The organism is Ruegeria sp. ABF4_144 (genome assembly GCF_056160045.1).
In genome coordinates this window covers 820,044-836,823 of the sequence record NZ_JBSWWK010000001.1, presented here as the reverse complement: position 1 = coordinate 836,823, position 16,780 = coordinate 820,044, and the positions used below count along the sequence as shown (strand labels likewise).

Here is a 16,780-nt window from a genome sequence, read left to right as displayed (position 1 = left end):
GCGTTCTGTCAGGAAACTGTCAAAAACCTTCGCTCAGGATTGAGGGTTCGCGACGGGACGCGCAATCACTGCTGGGACATACCCTGCAACTGGGGCCAACCCGGGCAACTGTTTGTTCATCCTGCGCAACATCCTCGACCGAACGCACCAGCATCACCGAGCGATAAACCGGCGCGTCATCAAAAGCGGAAACGTGCTGCGGCCATGCGTAGGCATAGCAATCGAACACCGCCGCCGTCCGCCCAAGCTGTACGATGCGTTTGCGGATGGGCACCAACGGCCGGTTCAGCGCCTGAAACACGGGCCACAGAGGGCAAGCCTCACCGAAACGGGGCATGGCGAAACCGGGAACGGACTTGCTGAACAAAATACTGCCCGAGGCATCGCACACCACCAAGCCCGTCGGTCGCCCCAGATACCCGCCCGGCAAAGCAGCCAATCGCCTCAGCACCGCTGCAACATTAACCGAAAACCGCGCCGCAAGTTGCAACGGGTCCAGCGGGGCCTCGGACAGAGCGGCCTGCAGTTCGTCCAATGGCATCGCCCTGGAGTCCGCGGCATAGACTTTCAGAAATTCACGAGCCACCGTTCTCGCCGCGCTCGAATTCAGATCGCCCAGGTCAATGTCTGCATGCTCTCCGCCCTTTTCGATTTCAGGGAAATGGTGCTCGTGCGCATCGAAAAACGCTTCGACATCTTCCAACGGCACACCGCGGTGATCGCTATCAGAATCGCTTTCATCCAGATAAGCGACCAGCGACTTGGAGCTTTCGGCCAAACGCTCGGCATCCTGATGCAGGTTGGTGTGAAACCGATCCTGCCATTCTGGCTCAATGTCCTGCGTGTCTGCCAGAATTGCAGCGGTTGACCGAATCGCGGCTGCAGTCGACAGAACCTCGTGCATTGAGGCCGCCAGATGCGGATCATGTGTCAGACGGTCGGACAGCGTTTCCACTGTACGCTCCAATGTTACGACGCGGCGATGCATCTGTGCCAGCACACCCGCCCATCCGGGGAACCGTCCGGCGAATTCCTCAAGCGCATCTAATTCCGCCTGCTGACCCACCGCATCGGCGGCGGCCTCGCGCAGGGCCGAGATCAGCGTAGCCTCGATCCCTTGCGTCAGAACTGAGGGCTCCACGGCCAGCGCCGCCGCAATGTCGACCAGCAGCTTGCCGCCAATCCGGCGGCGGTTATGTTCGATAAGATTCAGATAAGATGCTGAAATCTCGACCTGACGCGCAAGTTCCGCCTGCCGCAGGCCAGCAATCTGACGCCTTTCCCGAATGCGGCTGCCTGTCAGCGTGTCGCGCATGTTCTCACCTCGTACAAAACGAAACCACCCGATTTGGTCCCAGACTATTTTCAGAAGTCTTTATGTATTTCTATTGGTTAGAGAAGAATTTTCATAGACCCTTTACAAGATTGACAGAGTTCATTCCTTCCAAGCAGGCGATGTCCGCGTAGAATTTGCGGCGGACCCCTTCTATTTCCGCTGAAATCCCGGCACGATGGCCGTATGAGCGACCCCGCCTTTGAATATGCGCCAGTCGGACTTGTTGAATTGGAGAACCGGATCATCCGGCGCTGCAATCTGCAGTTCGCCCGCACCTTTGGCGGAGAGGCCGCGGATTACCGCAATATGCCCCTGCTGCACCTGTATCCCTCTGTTGCCGACTGGGAGCGCATCGGTGCGCGCAGCCTACAGGTAATGCGCGACACTGGTTATTACACCGATGAACGCGTCATGCGGCGGCGCAACAGCGATCTGTTCTGGTGCCGCGCGCGTGGGCGGTCGCTGACCCCGGATGACCCCTTCCGCCACGGTATCTGGAGCTTTTCGGACATCTCGGAGGAGCGCCCCCTAGTCGAGCTGACCGCTCGTGAACGCGAAGTGGCGATCTTGTCCTGCCGTGGCTTATCTGCCAAGGAAATCGGGGCTGAACTGAACCTCAGCTATCGCACGATCGAGGCCTACCGTGCGCGCCTTTTGGAGAAATTCGGAGCCCGCAAACTGCCCGAACTGGTGGCAAAACTATCGGGAATGCCACTCTAGCCTCTTTCACCACCCAAATTCTTCGTTAAAACCCTCATCTGACAGGCTCAGACGCGCTTTTCATGACCGGGCGCATGGCTTATAACGCTGCGTAATCAGACCAAAGCCCGCATGGAACAGACGGGCCAAAGGGGAACCGTCGAGGACACTCATGACAGACACCAAACACGAAGCGGACGTGGCATTCATCAAGGCACTGGCCGAATTGCTGCGCGAGAACGACCTGACCGAACTGCAGGTGAAACGCGAATATGGCGAGGAAGACAGCCTGAACGTGCGCGTCAGCCGCATGACCCAGGCCGCCGCCGCTCCGGTACAAGTCGCAGTTCCGGCTGCTGCTCCTGCCGCACCGGTTGCTGCTGCGGCCCCTGCCGCCGCCGAAGCACCCGCTGCTCAGGAAGATCCTGCCAGCCACCCCGGCGCCGTGACCTCACCCATGGTCGGCACCGTTTACATGCAGCCCGAGCCGGGTGCGCCTGCGTTCATCTCGGTTGGTGCATCTGTGTCCGAAGGCGACACCCTGCTGATCGTCGAAGCGATGAAAACCATGAACCACATCCACGCGCCCAAGGCAGGCACCATCAAGCGTATTCTGGTCGGCGACGGCGACGCTGTGGAATTCGGCACCCCTCTGGTCATTGTTGAGTAAGGCGGGCCCATGTTCGACAAGATCCTGATTGCCAACCGAGGCGAGATCGCCCTGCGCGTCATCCGCGCCGCGCGCGAGATGGGGATTAAGACGGTTGCCGTCCACTCCACCGCCGACAGCGATGCGATGCATGTGCGCATGGCGGACGAATCGGTATGCATTGGCCCTCCGCCCAGCCCGCAAAGCTATCTGTCGGTACCCGCGATCATCTCGGCCTGTGAAATCACCGGCGCGCAAGCGATCCACCCGGGTTATGGCTTCCTGTCCGAGAACGCTGAATTCGTTCAGATCGTCGAGGACCATGGCATCACGTTCATTGGCCCCACCGCAGAACACATCCGCGTTATGGGCGACAAGATCACCGCCAAAGATACAATGAAGCAACTGGGTGTGCCTTGCGTTCCCGGTTCGGACGGCGGCGTGCCTGACTTGGCAACTGCCAAAAAGATCGGTGAGGAATTCGGTTACCCCGTCATCATCAAAGCCACCGCAGGTGGCGGCGGTCGCGGCATGAAAGTCGCGCAGAATGCGGGTGAGATGGAAAGCGCGTTCATGACCGCTCGGGCCGAGGGAAAAGCCGCCTTTGGCAATGACGAGGTCTATATCGAGAAGTACCTGACCACGCCGCGCCATATCGAAATTCAGGTCTTTGGCGATGGCAAGGGCAAGGCGGTCCATCTGGGTGAGCGCGACTGCTCGCTGCAGCGCCGCCACCAGAAGGTATTCGAAGAGGCCCCCGGCCCCGCGATCAGCCCGGAGGAACGCGCCGAGATCGGTAAGATCTGCGCCGATGCTGTGGCCAAGATCAACTATATCGGCGCGGGCACCATCGAGTTCCTATACGAAAACGGCGAGTTCTATTTCATCGAGATGAACACCCGACTGCAGGTGGAACACCCGGTGACCGAGGGCATCTTTGGGGTCGATCTGGTGCGCGAGCAAATCCTTGTCGCCGCTGGTGAGGACATGTCGTTCGGACAGGATGATCTGGAGATCAATGGTCACGCCATCGAGGTTCGGATCAACGCTGAAAAGCTGCCCAACTTCTCGCCCTGTCCGGGCAAAATCTCGGCCTATCATGCGCCGGGGGGGCTGGGTGTTCGGATGGATTCGGCACTCTATGATGGGTATTCGATCCCGCCCTATTACGACTCACTGATTGCCAAACTGATTGTTCAGGGCCGTGACCGGGCCGAGGCGCTGGCACGTTTGGAACGGGCTTTGGGTGAGCTGATCGTGGACGGTATCGACACCACCGTTCCACTGTTCCACGCGCTACTACAAGAACCCGATATCCACAGCGGCAACTACAACATCCACTGGTTGGAGCACTGGCTTGCGGAGCATATGGCCGATTAAACTAAACAGGCCGAAGGGTGCCTGCCCTTCGGCCTTCGGGCACTCTGCATGAGCCTTTCCCCGGAACTTCTGTTGCACGGCTATTCCATCGGCATTTTTCCGATGGCCGAACACCGTGACGCGCCTGAACTGTTCTGGGTTGATCCCAAATTCCGTGGCGTCTTTCCCCTCGACGGCTTTCACGTCTCGCGCAGCCTTACACGGCGCATCCGCAAATGCGGATTTTCGGTAACAATCAATCAGGACTTTGCGGGGGTTGTCGACGGCTGCGCTGATCGCGCGGACACGTGGATCAACGACGAGCTCCGAGACCTCTATCGTCAAATTCACCACACTGGACACGCGCACTCGCTCGAGGTGTGGGAGGACGATCAGCTGGTTGGAGGAGTCTACGGTGTTACCCTTGGCGCCGCGTTTTTTGGCGAAAGCATGTTTTCGCGCCGGACTGATGCCTCGAAAATCGCGTTGGCCTATCTGGTGGACCGCCTGCGGCAAACCGGGTTTCAGCTGTTCGACACACAGTTTTTGACCGCACATCTGGCATCACTGGGCGCGATTGAAATCCCCCGAACGCAATACCGGCGGGAACTGGAAGAGGCGATCAACGCCAGCGCGGATTTCACCGCGCCGCTGGCTCAATCAGCCGATGGGGTCATACAGCGGATCACCCAAACGTCGTAACGCGAATGATCCAGCGCGTTCAGCGCTGGTGACGTGGCGATCATCCAGCCGTCAAACAATTGATCTGATTTGCCTTTTTCCCAGATCGTCAGATAGGCAAAGGCGTCACCGGTCGGGTTCTCAGCCGGGTAACGGCAATCCCCCAGCGCCACGTCCAGACCAAATACCGCCGTGGTTTCGCCGTTCTGCATTTCCACATCGACGGTCTGGCCACTAACCTTGTCCAAACCCCGAAGGATGGCTCCGGGGCCCGACTGAACCTTTTGCTGGGCCATTGCGCCCGTGGAAGCCAGCAAAGCTACGATCAGGGCAAAACGCCTCATTCGCTGCCGTCTCCGGCCACGAATTTGACCAGCAACGAGATCAGGCTGACCGCGCCCTGCGTGTCTTCAACCTGATCGCCGGGTTCGAAATAAAACGGTGAGCCGCCCGGCATCACCTCAACGAAGTTGCCGCCCAGCAGACCTTCGGACGAAATCACGATAGCGCTGTCGTCAGGTACCAGAATGCCGTCAGCGATCGAGAATGTGGTATCGGCGCGATAGGTGTCCGGGTTCAGGGTGACGCCGGTCACAGTGCCGATCTTGACCCCCGCCAGACGCACATCTGTGCCTACACCGACGCCTTCGAGCGAGCGAAACGACGCCGCAAGCTGATATCCGGCACCACCTTGCGACAGGCCGGTAGACTGGCTTGCATAAACGCCAAAGGCAACGGCACAGGCCAGCACGGCCCCACCGACAAGAACTTCGGTAACGTTGTAACTCGACATTGCTCGCCTCGTTTATTCCGGGCTCCAGGCCTCGTAATCCGTGCGCTCGACCGGGTCGACCCGGCGCAGAGACCCCGCAGGAGTATAGGCCAATGCCGTTCCCGTCAGGTTTTCTTGATGCGGTTTTTCCCAGGACTTGTGCTGCAGCGGTTTGTCGGTCGGCGGCTCATCCCAAGTGCGGTGCAACCAACCGTGCCAGTCTGGGTCGATCCGGCTGGCCTCGGCCTCGCCATTGAAAATCACCCAGCGCTTGCTGTCGTCGGCATTGCGATAGAAGACGTTGCCCTCATTGTCCTCACCGACCTTGACGCCCTTGCGCGCGGTATAGATCTGTGTGTTCAGAGTGGCCCCGTTCCACCAGGTTACGGCCCGCAATAGACTATTCAGGATACCCATCGGTTGCCTCCGACATTTCTGTTCCCGCAGATATGGACCAAAGGATCGCCAAGGTCCAGTGCCACTAGGGCCGCACCTACTATTCCGGCAAATATGCCGTTACTTCGATCTCGATCCGGAATTTCGGATCAATCAAGCCGCACTCAATCATCGTTGTGACCGGTGGATTGTCGCCGAAGTACTCTCGCAGAATTGGCCAACAAGGTTCGAACTCGGACCGGTCCGGCAGCATATAGGTCACGCGCACGACATCGGCAAAATTGGCTCCGGCTTCGGTCAGCGCCTTGCCGATCGTTTCAAGCGCCGAGCGGCACTGCGCGGTCACATCAGCGCCTTGCCCTACCGTTCCGGCGACATGAACCCAGCCGCCTGCAACCACTGCGCGGCAATAGCCGATTTTGGCCTCAAATTCGCCGCCCGAGGAAATGCGTTTGATCGTCATAATGATCCCCAAAAAGAAAACGGCGCGGTGATCACCGCGCCGTGTTTGTTAAACCGTTTTGAGCTTAACCGGCCGAGGCCGATTCCGCCGCATCCGCGTAGATGATCAACGGTTGCTTGTCGGACGAAACCGCCTCTTCGTTGACCACAACCTCGGTCACGTTTTTCATGCCGGGCAGTTCGAACATCGTATCCAGCAGGATATCTTCGAGGATCGACCGCAGACCGCGTGCGCCGGTTTTCCGTTCGATGGCCTTCTTGGCAATCGCCTTCAACGCATCATCGGTAAAGGCCAGCTCAGCATCTTCCAGTTCGAACAGGCGCTGGTATTGTTTGACCAGAGCGTTCTTAGGCTTGGTCAGGATCGTGACCAGCGCGTCCTCATCCAGATCCTCCAGCGTTGCCAGAACTGGCAGACGGCCGACAAATTCCGGGATCAGTCCAAATTTCAGCAGGTCTTCGGGTTCCAGATCTTTGAAAATCTCACCCACGCCACGTTCGTCATTGTCCCGCACGTCTGCGCCAAAGCCCATGGCCGAACCTTTGCCGCGCTGAGCGATGATCTTGTCCAGACCCGCAAACGCACCGCCGCAGATGAACAGGATGTTCGTGGTGTCGACCTGTAGGAACTCCTGCTGCGGATGCTTGCGCCCACCTTGCGGGGGAACGCTCGCCACGGTGCCTTCCATCAGCTTCAGCAGCGCCTGCTGCACGCCCTCGCCCGACACGTCACGGGTGATCGAGGGGTTCTCAGACTTACGGGTGATCTTGTCGACCTCGTCGATATAGACGATGCCGCGCTGCGCGCGCTCAACGTTATATTCGCTGGCTTGCAGCAGTTTCAAAATGATGTTCTCGACATCCTCACCCACATAACCGGCCTCGGTCAGCGTGGTGGCGTCCGCCATGGTAAACGGCACGTCCAGAATACGCGCCAGCGTCTGCGCCAGCAGCGTCTTACCGCAACCGGTCGGGCCGATCAGCAGGATGTTGGACTTTGCCAACTCAATATCGCTGCCCGCTTTCTGAGCGTGGTTCAGGCGCTTGTAGTGGTTGTGTACGGCGACCGACAGAACACGTTTGGCGGTGGCCTGGCCGATCACGTAATCGTCTAGAACTTCGCAGATATCCTTAGGTGTTGGAACACCGTCCGAGGATTTCAGCCCGCTGGCTTTGGTCTCCTCGCGGATGATGTCCATGCACAGTTCGACGCATTCATCGCAGATGAACACGGTCGGGCCCGCGATCAACTTGCGTACCTCATGCTGGCTTTTGCCGCAGAAGCTGCAGTAGAGCGTGTTCTTGCCGTCACCGCCTGAATTCGTCGCCATGTTCTACCTTTCGGACTTCGTCCCTGCGGTCCCCCTTGGACCGCTTGCCGCCTGTTGGTGCAGCTTAGGACAGCACCGAGACGGCTACAATCTCAAAATGCGCCCCGCGCGACCCGCGCGGGGCCTCATACTCAGGCGTCGTCACCGTCCATTTTGGCGCGGTTTTCGACGATTTCGTCGATGTGACCCCAGTCTTTCGCTTCTTCCGGGCTCATGAAATTGTCACGATCCAGCGCCTTTTCAACCGCTTTTTTAGTCTGCCCGGTATGACGTACGTAAATGTCATATAGGCGATCTTTTAGTTTTTGTGTCTCGGCAGCGTGAATCATGATGTCGCTTGCCTGACCCTGATATCCGCCACTGGGCTGGTGAACCATGATGCGGCTGTTAGGCAGCGAGAACCGCATTCCTTTCTCGCCACCGGCCAGCAGAACCGACCCCATCGAGGCGGCCTGACCGATTACCAATGTCGAACATTTCGGCTTGATATACTGCATTGTGTCGTAAATCGACAAACCGCTGGTCACAACGCCGCCAGGCGAATTGATGTAGATCGAGATCTCTTTGCTGGGGTTTTCCGCCTCAAGATGCAGAAGCTGGGCAACGACCAGATGGCTCATCCCGTCATGGATCGGGCCGTTGATGAAGATGATCCGCTCTTTCAGAAGGCGCGAGAAAATGTCGTAGGCGCGTTCGCCCCGGCTGGTCTGTTCGACCACCATCGGAACGAGCGTATTCATATAGGTATCAACTGGATCGAACATTCTGAACCTGCCTGCTTTGCTATGGATCGGGACATTACCCGAATAAACGTTACCTGAGTCTTAGTGTCGCCATCGGGGGGCTGCAAGGGGGACAGATGACTTCGTGACTGTGGCCGTGCCATGTGGGTACGACCGGCTACCTTGGCGTTCAAAGAAAAGGCACTCGCTTGGAAATTCCGTGTCACATCACGTCATTTTGATTCATGCATATGGAAATACATGATCAGAATATGTACCCAAGCTTTTTACTCATGTAGAACCACCCACACCAAACTGCCCCTGTCTGAGGGCAAAAAAGGAAACAAACGATGGCCCTTCCCCAGCTTTCGCAAGATATGCCCCCCGAGTCGTTCGACAAGATGGTCGAAAATGCAACGCGCGCATCCAATTTCCTGAAGGCCATCAGCCACGAAGGTCGGCTGATGATCCTTTGCCACTTGGTGTCGGGCGAAAAATCAGTGACTGAATTGGAAGAGCTGCTGTCCGCCCGCCAAGCGGCCGTGTCCCAGCAACTGTCCCGTTTGCGTCTTGAAGGACTGGTGACGCCCCGACGCGAAGGCAAGGCGATTTATTATCGTTTGGCCGATGACCGCCCACGCCGCATGATCGAACTGGTTTACGACATGTTCTGCGGTGAGGAAAAAGGCTGATTGCTCAATACTGCCGCCGGCCTGGGCTCTTCGGCAGACAAGACCTGCACAGGCGTCAAAGCACTGGTTCCATTCAAGGAAAACTGCTACGCAACACAGGACTGACACGAATGGAGACACTGATGATCCGTGCAATTCTGATTGGGCTAGCCCTGTTCACCCTCACCGCCTGCGAAACCGCAAAAGGCGCCGGCAAAGACATCGAAAACGCTGGTGATGCGATCCAGAACGCAGCCACGGACGTTCAGGAAAACCTCTGACCTCTGGGTGAGCTAAGCTACGTAGCACGCGGCCTGCACACCCTAAGAGCTTCTGCCGAACCACCACAGTTTTCGGTTATGAGCGCGCGGACGCCGTATTACATTTCTGATATGCCAGCGGGGACTTGTGAAGACACAAGGCCCCGCCGTTTTGTCAAACAAGGGTAAAGTGGCAGCCTGTTTCAATCCGCGAATACGGCAAAGGAAAAGGCGTCAGGTGCTTAGACACGGTCTATGCATGTATCCTTGCGGACACCCCTGACGCCTCGCCGGGTCGAAACGTCCGGGGGACGTCCCGAGCCAGTTGCCCTGGACGTGTTGCACACCAAGGCTGCCGTGACGCGCCGAAAAGCGCCTCACCGCACGCGCCGACCTTCTGAGAGGCTGGCCACCTGATCCGGATGCGGCATCCCGATCACACGACCGTCCACCGGTAAGTCTCTGCACAACAAGTCAGATCCTAAAATCTGGCCTTACCGCGCCGACCCCCTGGCCTTTGCGCCCCACCCAAGTTCCGAGGAGCTGTGGTGGTGGGCTCATGGTTGCACCGAGGCCATGATCCGACAAGAAAATAGCACTGCAGCATAAAAATTAGGCGGGGATAACGTGTTGATATCCAGTGGGAGAATTTTGTGGATAACTCCGGAAGTTGCACTGCTCCGCCGACTTGAAGCAGGAAAACTCTGAATCGGGCCAAAACACCCGATCAGGCCGTGTTTCTGCAACTGCGAATGGCGATGGCGGACTTAAGCGCTGGAAATCATGGCGCCGTGCCCTTCGGATTTCGGTTCCGCGATTCGTGTGATCTCTTTTTTATAGAGAGACATGAAAACGGAACCAGAGCCGGACGTGCCCCTAACCCGCCTGCGACGGCGTGCTGAAGGTTCACGAAAGTTGGATCGTCTGTGCCAAGCGATGCCGCATTCCAGCACGTATTGATCCAAACCCTATCGCAGGTGGCGTAATGGCCGCCCGACTCGCCCCCGTCCGTTGGAGGCAATGGTTCCGTTTCCTGAGAAGCGCTCCGGCCCAAACGGGATGACTTATTACACGCCGCAGTAAATCGCAGCCAGTACCCCCTACAGACCGATTGGGCCAGAGACGCTTCAGTTCACCTGACGTTCCAGAACGGTGCTGTAGGTCGTTCCGTTACGCAGGCTACGGAAATCTGCAAAGATCTTTCCGTCTTCGTATTTCGCATCGATCAACGCATTCGCGCCGATGACCAACGGTGAGGTTTCAATGATCCCGATATTGCCGGATCCATCGAGACTGATGGTGCCGGTGGCTTCGTTCTCATTCCATTCGGTGTCGCCATCACGCCGCCACTTGCTGGGGCCCCAGAAGACATTTTCTTCCTGAATCTGGATATCCAACATCCATTCGGCCTGATTGAACCGAGGCTCTTCACCCCGATGGGTATGAGATGGCGAGACGGTCGTATACGACCCCAACCATGTGCCGCGCAGATCCGGCGCGTCGGCCAGAGCGGCCGTTCCAAGGGTGAGGGTCGCGGCCAGAGCGGCTGCTCCGGCAGTCATGTATCTGGTCATTGGCTCTCTCCTCCAAACAGTGGCCGTCCTTGGCCTGCTGAACAGATTGGAAGCGAGTACGCCAGTTACAACTTACCTAAGGGAAACTTCATCTGTGGTTCATCGAACTCTCAGACGTTTCGGGCGGATGGGGGCTTATCCCCCGTCCTAATCCATTGTGTAAGCAGGTTTATTCGACAGTGATATTGCCGGTGATCGTATTGACGAATTTCTTTGTATCGGGGTCTGTCAGAGACGAAAAACTGCCACCTCCGGTTGCACTCGCCCAGTTGCCCGAGCCGCCCGAAACCGTCCAGTCACCGGTCAAAGCGCCATCCGCGCCAATCCCGGTGGCGATCCAGGTCATCACCGCCTTTTCCCCTGACGCAGTGTCAAACACACAATTTCCGGTGCCCGAGACGCCGGCCCCGTTGATCAGTATCGCACCAAAACACGAACCGGACGCCCCTTCCAAGGGGTGCCCGGCGGCGACCTCAAAACTATCGTAGTCGGTCTGCGATTTGATCACCGCATGGCCGTCCGCAATGCCATAGACCTGGTTCGCATTCATCCCCATGCCCTTGCCGGTGGCGTCGTAGGTCTCGGCCATGACCAAGCCGGCGGACAGGCCGAGGGTTAGGGCTGTGGTAGTGGTCGCTGTTAAGAACTTGTGCATAATAACCTCTCATTTCTGAGGGGCTGGCGTTGCAAGCATGTAAAGAAAAACCGCCTGAACGCGGTCCCCCGCGCGGAGGATAACACATTCCGTTCTTTGCGTCTAAACCGGGCGCTCAGCCTTCGAGCTTGCGGGCCACGACAAACGAGACCGGGAACGCCGCGACAAAACCCACAACTGCGGCAATCAGGATGGCCGTCCACGAAGAATAGCCCATGACCAGAACCGCAATCACAGCGGACCCGGCAAGGGTGGAACCAAGGAAGATGTGAAGGATCAGCGTCAGGGGCGACATGGGGGCCTCGTTTTTTCAGTCTGTTTTAGCGGAGACTAGAACCGAGGCTGGGAGAGAGCCTTGATCTGGGTCAGGTTGCATATTCCCAACGACAAGCATTTGAATTACTTGATCAAAAACACCACTTTTGCTAAAATCAGCCAGTTTATTTTAAAGAAACCAATAGATAGGAACCCAAATGCCAGACCCCGAGGTATCAGCAGAATTGCGAATAATTTCCGACAAGCTTGCTGAAATAAAGAACCAATCTGAAAAAATAAAAGACCTTGAAGCAAAAGTGACCTCTCTGAACACAACCTCAAGTGAAGTAAAGCAAGAAGTCAGCGCACTTGAAAAGAAAACGCCCCCTCTGGCAACCTTATTTGCCGCTGGGGCTATTGTTTTAGCGGCTACCGGCGGCTCTCTTTGGAACACAATAAGTATTGGGGGAGAAGTTGAGAACATAAATGGAGACATATCGGAAATCAGAAAAGAAGTTGAAAAGATACCCAGTGAATTTGAAGACAAGATAGAGGATCTTGAGCCAACAATTGTCAAATTTCGGCAAGCAGCTAATGACTTCAATGAAGGGTTCAACAATCTTCAAACGGCACTTAATAAAACCTTGGTTAGGTTAGATGAAAACACCGGAAATTTCACCACGAAACTTGAGCTTCAGCTCTCTCAACTCTCGAAACTTGACACCAGAGTATCCGAACTAATAACCCGTCTGGAGGTAGCTTCGAGGTTGGCCCCAAGCGCTGAGACAGAAATGAGTTCTGCAGATAGCTTGGGCGTACTCGGAATATTGGATGCATTTGGTGATCAACTGCCTCCAGAAATGCGATACATTCGTGATGCAGAAGTGTTGAGTTCACAAGGTAGATATGCGGCGGCGCGCGCCAAGCTGCTTGATGCCAAAGAAATTGATCCAGATGATAACACCGCTTTTTATGACGCAAAAATCGCGGAAACGTATCTGCGTGAAGAAGAGTATTCATTGGCAGAATCTCACTACCTTTCTGCAATAAATAGCGATCCCAACATACCTGCTTTGTATAATAATCTTAGCAGCGTTTATTTTTCCTGGGCTCAGGAAACCGTAGATGAAACGATCCGCGACGAGCGCCATCAAAAAGCAATTGATGTTTTAAAAGAGGGAATAGACTTGCCCGAGGCAAACCAAGACACAATGGCATCTAATATGGCGTTATCATTTACAGAACTATCAAACCCCAATTTCTCAGAGGCCTTAAAAGTGCTAGAAGCATACAGAGGGCAAAGCACTCATGAAATAGATTACTCTCTTGCAAGGGTGTACGCACTTGCCGATCAAAAATCAAATATGATAATTGAACTTGGTAGGTTAATTGAAAAGAATCCGACCAGAGCAATACTTGTTCTAGCTGACGAAGCTTTTGATCAATACTCGAATGACCCAGATTTTCGCGCCCTAGTCCTCACAATCGAAGGTGCCGAGATACTTCTTGAATAGCTTCTCGAATTTAATTCACTAGCCTCTTGGAGTGGAATCTGAAGCATCAGCGTTAACTATCCATCTTCAACGCAGAAATAAACGCCTCCTGCGGGATATCCACTTTCCCGAACTGGCGCATCTTCTTCTTCCCGGCCTTCTGCTTGTCCAGCAGTTTGCGTTTCCGCGTGGCGTCGCCTCCGTAGCATTTGGCGGTCACGTCCTTACGCAGCGCCGAGAGGGTCTCGCGGGCGATCACCTTGCCTCCGATGGCGGCTTGAATCGGGATTTTGAACATGTGGCGCGGGATCAGGTCCTTGAGCTTTTCGCACATCGCCCGGCCCCGCATCTCGGCCCGATCGCGGTGAACCATGGTCGACAGCGCGTCGACGGGTTCGTCATTCACCAGCACCGACATCTTGACCAGATTATCCTCGGTATAGCCGGTCATCTGGTAGTCGAACGAAGCATAGCCCTTGGTCACCGATTTCAGGCGGTCGTAGAAGTCAAACACGACCTCGTTCAGCGGCAGGTCATAGACGACCATGGCGCGACTGCCCGCATAGGTCAGGTCCAGCTGGATGCCGCGGCGGTCCTGACAGAGTTTCAGCACGTCGCCGAGGTATTCGTCGGGCACCAGAATGGTCGCCTTGATGCGCGGTTCTTCGATATGGTCGACCTTTGACGGGTCGGGCATGTCGGCGGGGTTGTGCAGCTCGATCATCTCACCGTCTTTCATGTAGACGTGATAGATCACCGACGGCGCGGTGGTGATGAGCTCGATATCATATTCGCGTTCGATGCGGTCGCGGATGACCTCAAGGTGCAGAAGACCGAGGAAGCCGCAGCGGAAGCCAAAGCCCAGCGCGGCAGAGGTTTCCATTTCAAAGCTGAAGCTGGCGTCGTTCAGCGCCAGCTTGTCGATGGCATCCCGCAGGTCTTCGAATTCGGCGCTGTCCACGGGGAATAGGCCACAGAACACCACCGGCTGCGCGGGTTTGAACCCGTCCAGCGCGTCCTCAGTCCCGTTGCGGTCATTGGTGATGGTGTCACCCACGCGGGTGTCGCGGACCTGTTTGATCGAAGCCGTGAGAAAGCCGATCTCACCGGGGCCGAGGCCGTCGATCATCTCCATCTCAGGGCGGAAGACGCCGACGCGGTCGACATGGTGCAGGGTGTTGTTCGACATGAACTTGACCCGCATGCCCTTTTTCAGCGTGCCGTCCATGATGCGGACCAGAACGATCACGCCGAGATAGGCGTCGTACCACGAATCCACCAGCATCGCCTTGAGCGGCGCATCCAGATTGCCTTGCGGTGCAGGCAGTTGCTGGACGATGGCCTCAAGCGTCTCATGGATACCCTGCCCCGTCTTGGCGCTGACCTGAATGGCGTCGGTCGCGTCGATACCGATCACGTCCTCGATCTGTTCGGCCACGCGGTCGCAGTCCGACGCGGGCAGGTCGATCTTGTTCAGCACGGGCACAATCTCATGATCGGCGTCGATGGCCTGATACACATTCGCCAGCGTCTGCGCCTCAACCCCTTGAGTCGAATCCACGACCAGCAGAGAACCCTCGACCGCGCGCATGGAACGGCTGACCTCATAGGCAAAGTCCACGTGACCGGGCGTGTCGATCAAGTTCAGCACGTATTGCTCGCCATTGTCGGCGGTATAGTCGATGCGTACCGTGTTGGCCTTGATGGTGATGCCACGCTCGCGCTCGATATCCATGCTGTCGAGCAGCTGTTCCTTCATGTCGCGATCCTTGACCGTTCCGGTCTCTTGGATGAGCCGGTCAGCAAGGGTGGATTTGCCATGGTCGATATGCGCGACGATGGAGAAATTGCGGATATGAGCGAGGTCAGTCATGGATCGGGATATGTCCGTAGAATGGCCCCTCGTCAAGCCGGGAAGCGCCCTGACAGGACACTCAGAGCGCGTTATTGACCAGCCGCGTTTACTGTAAATTGAGGTCTGCCGGCGATTTTGCTAACACCCGGTCAAAACGCCGATGAGAGAGCAGTATAGCACATGGCCGACTATTCCATCTTTGTTCTGGGTGAAAGCCAGCTGTCAATCTCGTTGGCGCAGGGGCTGGACGGCCTTAATCAGGGCGACGGTAGCCACCTGATTGGCCAGACTATCACGATCGACTCGCGCGCAGCCACCGAAGTGTTCATCACCGACGGCGGAAGTGATGCCAATTTTGCCGACAATGACGGCAATCAGACACTGGATGGTGATCAGACCATTGACGGCACCTTGTTCACAGGCGGCACACCGGTCGAGGCCGAATACGGCATAACACTGACGGATGGGGTGAACACCTATCAGGCCATTGCCTTCAACGTGAACAATTCGTCCCCGGCCTATGCAACGGTCGAAGGGATTGCCTTTATCGGCGGTCCGGGTGAATTTCCTCCGGCTGGGGTGCAACTACAGGTCGTCGGCGCGCAGGAAGGACCCAGTTTTGCGGCAGTCGATTACGTCACGCCGATCTGTTACCACCGCGGTACGCTGATCCGTACCGATAGCCGGGATATCCCTATCGAGACGATAAAACCTGGCGACGTGGTTTGGACGCAGGACGACGGATTAGCCCCTGTCCGCTGGGTCGGTTCACGGGATGTGATCGCAACCGGGCGGTTCCGGATGGTAGAAATCCCGACAGGTGTGTTGACGAACTTTGCGCCCTTGATGGTGTCGCAACAGCATAGGCTTCTGGTTATCCACCCACTTGCCGAACTGCATTTTGGCGTATCCGAGGTTTTTGTGCCCGCCGTCAGCCTTGTAGACGCCGGGCTTGCCGAAATGTCAGATGAAAAAACGGCCTGCTACCATCACCTTCTGCTGGATCGGCACGCAGTGATCAAAGCCAATGGCGCGGCTTCGGAAAGCCTTCTTGCGGCACCGTCGAGCGCGTCTGATGACCCCGACGCTCTGTTCTTCCCCGATATCGATGCGCAAAGTCACATCGCGATGCAGACTGCAAGATTAGCCCTGAAGCGGCGCGAAGCCATGTTTCTGATACAGAAAATCTTGTCCATTGATCCACAAGGGCGTTTGATTCATACTCCCGACCAGACCGAGAGGGGCGATAGATCTCTCCGGGCAGGCAAAAACGAGGCTCGAGCATGAAACAGTTCCTCTTAATCGCATTTTGTGCCACGTCGATCTCGGCGGCGGCCCCACAGACAGCTGATGCGGCACAGATCAAGCGCGCGTGTCTGGCATCCGACCGGACGGCCGCAACGCGGGACCGGTGCAGCTGTATCCAGCGTGTTGCGGATCAGGCCCTGACACGCAGCGATCAGAAGACAGTCGCCAAGTGGTTCAACGATCCCCATCAGGCGCAAGAGTTGAAGATGTCGAAGACCGCACGCGACGATGCGCTGTGGGATCGTTATCGGAACTTCGGCCAGATGGCGCAGGCGATCTGCAGCTAACTGCCTCTGAAACCT

Annotated in this window: 20 protein-coding genes; 9 read left to right on the top strand and 11 right to left on the bottom strand. The window is 56.6% G+C overall.

Going from position 1 to position 16,780, the window contains the following annotated elements:
• Nucleotides 1–19: 19 nt before the first annotated feature.
• Nucleotides 20–1,315, bottom strand: coding sequence for a short-chain fatty acyl-CoA regulator family protein (locus ACXAGD_RS04345; protein ID WP_475208723.1), 1,296 nt, complete (start codon nt 1,313–1,315; stop codon nt 20–22).
• 204 nt (nt 1,316–1,519) lie between these two features.
• Here ACXAGD_RS04345 and ACXAGD_RS04340 point away from each other — a divergent pair, with 204 nt between their 5' ends.
• The 4 genes from ACXAGD_RS04340 to aat all read left to right on the top strand — a co-directional run bounded on the left by ACXAGD_RS04340 (nt 1,520) and on the right by aat (nt 4,745).
• On the top strand, nt 1,520–2,056 hold the full coding sequence (locus tag ACXAGD_RS04340; protein ID WP_475208722.1) for a helix-turn-helix transcriptional regulator: 537 nt from the start codon (nt 1,520–1,522) through the stop codon (nt 2,054–2,056).
• 151 nt (nt 2,057–2,207) lie between these two features.
• A complete protein-coding gene (accB, locus tag ACXAGD_RS04335) occupies nt 2,208–2,705 on the top strand; it encodes an acetyl-CoA carboxylase biotin carboxyl carrier protein (protein WP_475208721.1) in 498 nt (165 codons plus the stop codon).
• Nucleotides 2,706–2,714: 9 nt separating this feature from the next.
• Entirely contained in the window at nt 2,715–4,064 is a 1,350-nt protein-coding gene (accC, locus tag ACXAGD_RS04330; protein ID WP_475208718.1) for an acetyl-CoA carboxylase biotin carboxylase subunit, read from the top strand.
• Nucleotides 4,065–4,112: 48 nt separating this feature from the next.
• A complete protein-coding gene (gene aat, locus ACXAGD_RS04325; protein ID WP_475208716.1) occupies nt 4,113–4,745 on the top strand; it encodes a leucyl/phenylalanyl-tRNA--protein transferase in 633 nt (210 codons plus the stop codon).
• Here aat and ACXAGD_RS04320 read toward each other — a convergent pair.
• The 6 genes from ACXAGD_RS04320 to ACXAGD_RS04295 all read right to left on the bottom strand — a co-directional run bounded on the left by ACXAGD_RS04320 (nt 4,700) and on the right by ACXAGD_RS04295 (nt 8,449).
• Complete coding sequence (locus ACXAGD_RS04320) at nt 4,700–5,068, bottom strand: DUF2155 domain-containing protein (RefSeq protein ID WP_475208715.1); 369 nt, start codon at nt 5,066–5,068, stop codon at nt 4,700–4,702. The genes aat and ACXAGD_RS04320 overlap by 46 nt on opposite strands.
• Nucleotides 5,065–5,517, bottom strand: coding sequence for an outer membrane lipid asymmetry maintenance protein MlaD (mlaD, locus tag ACXAGD_RS04315; protein ID WP_475208713.1), 453 nt, complete (start codon nt 5,515–5,517; stop codon nt 5,065–5,067). Before mlaD ends, ACXAGD_RS04320 begins: the two co-directional genes overlap by 4 nt.
• A 12-nt stretch (nt 5,518–5,529) precedes the next feature.
• Nucleotides 5,530–5,913 carry an NADH:ubiquinone oxidoreductase subunit NDUFA12 gene (locus tag ACXAGD_RS04310; RefSeq protein ID WP_475208712.1) on the bottom strand — a complete coding sequence of 128 codons (384 nt, stop codon included), beginning with the start codon at nt 5,911–5,913 and terminating at the stop codon, nt 5,530–5,532.
• Between the two features lie 79 nt (nt 5,914–5,992).
• Nucleotides 5,993–6,355 carry a RidA family protein gene (locus ACXAGD_RS04305; protein ID WP_475208711.1) on the bottom strand — a complete coding sequence of 121 codons (363 nt, stop codon included), beginning with the start codon at nt 6,353–6,355 and terminating at the stop codon, nt 5,993–5,995.
• A gap of 64 nt (nt 6,356–6,419) precedes the next feature.
• Nucleotides 6,420–7,685, bottom strand: a complete 1,266-nt coding sequence (clpX, locus tag ACXAGD_RS04300) for an ATP-dependent Clp protease ATP-binding subunit ClpX (protein WP_170332602.1) — start codon at nt 7,683–7,685, stop codon at nt 6,420–6,422.
• Nucleotides 7,686–7,816: 131 nt separating this feature from the next.
• Nucleotides 7,817–8,449 (bottom strand): ATP-dependent Clp protease proteolytic subunit, encoded by a 633-nt coding sequence (locus ACXAGD_RS04295; protein ID WP_170384786.1) that lies wholly within the window; start codon nt 8,447–8,449, stop codon nt 7,817–7,819.
• Nucleotides 8,450–8,757: 308 nt separating this feature from the next.
• Between ACXAGD_RS04295 and ACXAGD_RS04290 the strand changes: the two genes are divergently transcribed.
• The gene (locus ACXAGD_RS04290; protein WP_475208710.1) at nt 8,758–9,099 is read left to right on the top strand and encodes an ArsR/SmtB family transcription factor; all 342 of its coding nucleotides are present in this window, start codon (nt 8,758–8,760) and stop codon (nt 9,097–9,099) included.
• A gap of 122 nt (nt 9,100–9,221) precedes the next feature.
• Nucleotides 9,222–9,359 carry an entericidin A/B family lipoprotein gene (locus tag ACXAGD_RS04285; protein WP_475208709.1) on the top strand — a complete coding sequence of 46 codons (138 nt, stop codon included), beginning with the start codon at nt 9,222–9,224 and terminating at the stop codon, nt 9,357–9,359.
• 1,106 nt (nt 9,360–10,465) lie between these two features.
• Here the strand turns inward: ACXAGD_RS04285 and ACXAGD_RS04280 are convergent.
• From ACXAGD_RS04280 to ACXAGD_RS04270, 3 genes are all read right to left on the bottom strand, one after another.
• Entirely contained in the window at nt 10,466–10,912 is a 447-nt protein-coding gene (locus tag ACXAGD_RS04280; protein WP_475208707.1) for a hypothetical protein, read from the bottom strand.
• 169 nt (nt 10,913–11,081) lie between these two features.
• On the bottom strand, nt 11,082–11,567 hold the full coding sequence (locus ACXAGD_RS04275; RefSeq protein ID WP_475208705.1) for a hypothetical protein: 486 nt from the start codon (nt 11,565–11,567) through the stop codon (nt 11,082–11,084).
• 115 nt (nt 11,568–11,682) lie between these two features.
• On the bottom strand, nt 11,683–11,862 hold the full coding sequence (locus tag ACXAGD_RS04270) for a CTP synthetase (RefSeq protein ID WP_475208704.1): 180 nt from the start codon (nt 11,860–11,862) through the stop codon (nt 11,683–11,685).
• Between the two features lie 178 nt (nt 11,863–12,040).
• Between ACXAGD_RS04270 and ACXAGD_RS04265 the strand changes: the two genes are divergently transcribed.
• Nucleotides 12,041–13,336, top strand: coding sequence for a tetratricopeptide repeat protein (locus ACXAGD_RS04265; RefSeq protein ID WP_475208703.1), 1,296 nt, complete (start codon nt 12,041–12,043; stop codon nt 13,334–13,336).
• 52 nt (nt 13,337–13,388) lie between these two features.
• Here ACXAGD_RS04265 and lepA read toward each other — a convergent pair whose 3' ends face one another.
• The gene (gene lepA / locus ACXAGD_RS04260) at nt 13,389–15,188 is read right to left on the bottom strand and encodes a translation elongation factor 4 (protein ID WP_475208702.1); all 1,800 of its coding nucleotides are present in this window, start codon (nt 15,186–15,188) and stop codon (nt 13,389–13,391) included.
• Between the two features lie 162 nt (nt 15,189–15,350).
• Here lepA and ACXAGD_RS04255 point away from each other — a divergent pair, with 162 nt between their 5' ends.
• Nucleotides 15,351–16,457: a Hint domain-containing protein gene (locus ACXAGD_RS04255; RefSeq protein WP_475208701.1), complete on the top strand. Its 1,107-nt coding sequence runs from the start codon at nt 15,351–15,353 to the stop codon at nt 16,455–16,457.
• Nucleotides 16,454–16,765, top strand: a complete 312-nt coding sequence (locus tag ACXAGD_RS04250; RefSeq protein WP_475208700.1) for a hypothetical protein — start codon at nt 16,454–16,456, stop codon at nt 16,763–16,765. The genes ACXAGD_RS04255 and ACXAGD_RS04250 overlap by 4 nt, the downstream gene beginning before the upstream one ends.
• Nucleotides 16,766–16,780 lie beyond the last annotated feature (15 nt).